This window comes from Colwellia sp. F1 (assembly GCF_056238625.1).
Genome location: NZ_JBWDLI010000040.1, coordinates 1 through 3,923, shown reverse-complemented (window position 1 = coordinate 3,923; position 3,923 = coordinate 1). Strand labels below are relative to the sequence as shown.

5 protein-coding genes and 1 pseudogene are annotated in these 3,923 nt (G+C 46.9%); 1 reads left to right on the top strand and 5 read right to left on the bottom strand.

Translation table 11 applies throughout. The annotated features are described in order from the left end of the window. From arsC to AC0UA9_RS16780, 3 genes are all read right to left on the bottom strand, one after another. A partial coding sequence (arsC, locus tag AC0UA9_RS16790) for an arsenate reductase (glutaredoxin) (RefSeq protein WP_475661810.1) occupies positions 1 to 282 on the bottom strand: 282 nt, incomplete at its 3' end. Positions 283 to 288: 6 nt separating this feature from the next. Next, positions 289 to 639 (bottom strand): ArsR/SmtB family transcription factor, encoded by a 351-nt coding sequence (locus tag AC0UA9_RS16785; protein ID WP_475661808.1) that lies wholly within the window; start codon positions 637 to 639, stop codon positions 289 to 291. A 534-nt stretch (positions 640 to 1,173) separates the two neighbouring features. After that, positions 1,174 to 1,701, bottom strand: coding sequence for a hypothetical protein (locus AC0UA9_RS16780; protein WP_089037376.1), 528 nt, complete (start codon positions 1,699 to 1,701; stop codon positions 1,174 to 1,176). A gap of 213 nt (positions 1,702 to 1,914) precedes the next feature. Between AC0UA9_RS16780 and AC0UA9_RS16775 the strand changes: the two genes are divergently transcribed. Then, the gene (locus tag AC0UA9_RS16775) at positions 1,915 to 2,502 is read left to right on the top strand and encodes a superoxide dismutase (protein ID WP_475661807.1); all 588 of its coding nucleotides are present in this window, start codon (positions 1,915 to 1,917) and stop codon (positions 2,500 to 2,502) included. Between the two features lie 172 nt (positions 2,503 to 2,674). Here AC0UA9_RS16775 and AC0UA9_RS16770 read toward each other — a convergent pair whose 3' ends face one another. Continuing rightward, positions 2,675 to 3,679, bottom strand: a complete 1,005-nt coding sequence (locus AC0UA9_RS16770) for a DUF4928 family protein (protein ID WP_475661806.1) — start codon at positions 3,677 to 3,679, stop codon at positions 2,675 to 2,677. Then, a pseudogene (locus AC0UA9_RS16765) lies at positions 3,672 to 3,923 on the bottom strand (hypothetical protein); the annotation flags it as partial. The pseudogene AC0UA9_RS16765 and the gene AC0UA9_RS16770, both read right to left, overlap by 8 nt.

The following is a 3,923-nucleotide window of genomic DNA, read 5'->3' as shown; positions in this document are numbered from 1 at the left end:
CGGGCGGTTGATAAGAATAGGGTGCGCCATCATGGTATCTATCAGTTGATCATCACTCAGCGCCGGGTCATCCAGGTTGAGTTCTTCGTAGGGGGTGCCCTTGCGGCGCAGTAGCTCTCTTGGCGCAATCCCCACTAATGAAATCAGTTCAACTAGTCGCTCACGACTAGGTGGCGTCTTTAAATATTCAATGACGTACGGGACCTCACCAGATGCTTCGATCATCGCTAGCGTATTACGGGAGGTTCCGCATGCTGGGTTGTGATAAATGGTTGTTTCCACGTGTTTTCATTCCTTGCTATCAGTGAGGGGGGATTCATTAAAGGCTGCTATAAACGGCACGCAAACTTCGGGATGACCTGCACAGCAATCGCGAATAAAGAAATCGAGAGTTTGTTGCATGTGACCGAGATTGGCACGATAGATAACTGAGCGACTCTGCCGACGGGATGTGACCCATCCTGCCCGCGAGAGCACCGATAGGTGTGCCGACATGGTGTTATGTGGCACTACTAATTGGCGTGCGATTTCTCCAGCAGGAAGGCCTTCGGGTTCATAGCGCACAAGAAGCCGAAAGGCTTTGAGTCGAGTCTCTTGAGCTAGTGCGCCAAAGCTATCAGTAATGTTTTTTATATCCATTTGTCTAGCATAATGGACATGTTTTATATTTTCAATCTGTCATTACTGTCTGTTGGTCTGTCTTCATAACGAATTATTTAGGGTGCTGGAGAGGCATCCGTGATGCGTTTAAGGGCTCATGCGGTAGGCAGTCAATAGCTCGCACCCTCATGGTAAGCCGTACCTCGTATCCTGAGTGCTATACTGTCTTCTGTTTAGAGTGATGTTTTGGATATACGTATTTCATAACGATTTTTCAGTTCTGACGGTATTGATGAGGAGATCACCGATATCGTACCGGGCCTAGAAGAAGACTGAGTTTTATATGCGTAATCAGTTAAAACAATAATAAATTTAGTCAACAGCCATCCAGATAATAACGTTGGATTTAGTCTCAGGTGATACGGTATCGAATCATGGCTGTTTGGAGTTAACAGTCCGAATCAAGTCTTCTGACAACACCCAGCTGAGTTAGAAAGGATGAATGTGTTGGTAGCTGTCGCAGACGTGCCGCTGAATACGTCAATATCGACAGACTATCCACTCGGCCCGCTCTCAATGGATGATCGCTCCGCGTTCGGATGCTGAAGGGATACTGTATAGCCCTGCACGAACATCGAACTTGCGTTGTAATAAGTCAGCATTCGCAACCAAAACGCGATAATCAGGATGGGTTTGCGCCCCCGGGAAGAGTTGTTCAAGTGTGATGACCGCACGACCCAAATGTTGTATGCACTGCAAGCGTAGTTCCTGCGGCACGTTACGCTGTTCGGCAACCTCGATCAGGTGCTCCAATGCAGAGCGTGCGTAGCGGTGCATCATCTGTTTGTTACCGAGCTCATTAAATAGAGTGGCAAGATTGAATGCAGCGATGTTGTAAGTCATTGGTGCATAGTGGCAAGCAGCACTTTCAGAATGAGCCTTATCAAACATGGCACTAGCTTCAGTTAGCGCCCTCTCATAGTACCGTTGTGCATCGAGTAGGTTTCCGCGCTCAAGCGATTCGTTACCTGCTTGCGTAAACCTCGCCCACTGGCTGTCGATACTATCTCTGGGCATTGCGTTTTGAGTTGTTCTACGCATCGTAAACTCCTCTAGATTTGAAGATTCGATAGGCGCTTTCGACATTGGGGGTAGCGCCAACTAAAAGATCCCTTTGCTTTAAAAGTTAGCATTGGCTAAACTTTTTAGCAAAGGTTGAATTGATCTTTGGCAACAGACCTTGATAGCAATGGCGAAAGCGGCCCCGGCTGGTCACGTCGGGTACCACCGCTGATAGGAATCAAGGAGACTCACATGGCTTTTTTACTTCCCGAGCTGCCCTACGACCGTAGCGCCTTGGCACCGCATATGTCGCTCGAAACGCTCGATTACCATTATGGCAAGCACCACAACACCTATGTCACCAAAGCAAACGAGGCGATTAAGAACACCGCCGATGCATCGCTAAGCAACGCTGACTTGCCCGAGCTCATGATTCGCGAGAGAGAGGGATTTCTCTTCAACCAAGCTGCGCAAATCTGGAACCATACTTTCTTCTGGCACTGCCTAACCCCCGGCGGCTCCTCGCCTACAGGTGAGTTGATCCGAGAGCTGGACCGATATTTTGGCTCATTAGAAGAGTTCAAACAGCAGTTCTCGGATGCTGCACAGAAGGTCTTCGGCGCAGGATGGACGTGGCTGGTCATCGATGGAAATAGTCTCAAGATTGTCAATACACCCAACGCCGAGAATCCGTTGCTTAACGGGCAGACACCGTTGTTGACCGTGGATATGTGGGAACACGCTTACTACATCGATCACCGCAATGCGAAGCCGAATTTCCTTGAAAGTTTTTGGGCACTAGCGGATTTTGAAAAAGTGGCACGGCGTCTAAACCACTAATTGCACAAGGTCTAGACGGAGGGTTACGGGACCAAAGTTCCCGTAACTTTCACCGATATACCGGGAGAGTCTCTGAAAAAGCTCCTGACTTTAGCAACAATACGGCCATCGAAAACTGTGCAGGATTTGCGGCCAAGGATATTATACGGGGCTTTATTGAGCTGGTTAGAATCTAGCTCTTGCTATCTTTTGAAAGGATTTTCACGATCCACTTCGGCTCTTCAATCATAAGAGACTTATCGATTTCAATATTTTCAATACGGTTATTATAGGTTCGGATCAGCCGAGCAACTCCCTCCCGAATTTTGTCACCATCATAGATAGAAATTTCTTCTATATTGGTTCCAACAAAAACTTCTGCTGCTTGAACCGATATCTGGTTGGGCATCCCTACGTTTTCAACCATTTGACGTGCGGCTAGAACTCTACTCTCCGGCGTTAATATTACAGGCCTGTAGCCCGATCTTTTGTTCTCAATACAGCGCGAAATAAGCTTTTCCATAGGGGTAATAGTCACGTGGAAAGCTGTAGTGCCAACTTGAAAATCACCTTCTCGATCGGTCTGCATGTCTGCGGAATTTGCCTGATCAAGGCCGATTTCTATTTCTGGAAAACGAAGTTGTAACTTTGCACCGATAAGGTGCTGGAGTACTGCTCCACTAGGCTTATCAGAACGCTCAGAGGCAGCATCCAGAATATCAGATACGATAGCGGATACTGGTTTTGTTGGATCAATATCGACTTTAATTGTCTGTTTGTCGAAATAGTCGAAACGAACACAAGCAGTGAAGAAATCTTCAAGTAAAAACGAAATATCAGTAGCTGATAGCTCTTCACTATGAATGAGAGGTATACCATTTAAAATATCACGAAATGATTCAGCTAAATGGACCGTTCCTCGAGATGTGCGACCACCTTCTCGTGTAAAAAGCCGGGTTTCGCCGTGTTGTTCCAAAATCTTAGCGATGGAGCTGCCACTAAGGCCACGAACCTGGCTTTTTCCCTTACTAAAAAGACGCTCATCGCTAATAGGCAGGCCCTCAGCAACCATATGTGAAACAACTAGACCTGCGTTCATGACATTTGTGTTCACTGCACCACTCTGTGCACGTTGGTTTTCATACCATTCTTTGGCTGCGTCTAGATATTGTTTTGTAAGCATGCCTTTCTTACTCATTCACTGTTTTCTCTTGGGCATTGCGAGAGGCTATAAGGTTTGGGAGTATCATATGTTTGGCAACCCATCCGACAACAGGCACGGCAACCGCATCGCCAAATCCATAATGAATTTGCGAATCCCGCATATTTTTAAGCGAGTACCAGCCAGCACCCATTAAGCGTGCATATTCTAGTCCGGTCATCCACCTAACTTTTAAACTACCATTACCCATTATTGCTACTGCTTGTTTAGATGAACCGCC

Bases quoted from the DNA above. Each gene is read 5' to 3' on its own strand.
- AC0UA9_RS16785 (WP_475661808.1), bottom strand. From the start codon at position 639: ATGGATATAAAAAACATTACTGATAGCTTTGGCGCACTAGCTCAAGAG.
- AC0UA9_RS16780 (WP_089037376.1), bottom strand. From the start codon at position 1,701: ATGCGTAGAACAACTCAAAACGCAATGCCCAGAGATAGTATCGACAGC.
- AC0UA9_RS16775 (WP_475661807.1), top strand. From the start codon at position 1,915: ATGGCTTTTTTACTTCCCGAGCTGCCCTACGACCGTAGCGCCTTGGCA.
- AC0UA9_RS16770 (WP_475661806.1), bottom strand. From the start codon at position 3,679: ATGAGTAAGAAAGGCATGCTTACAAAACAATATCTAGACGCAGCCAAA.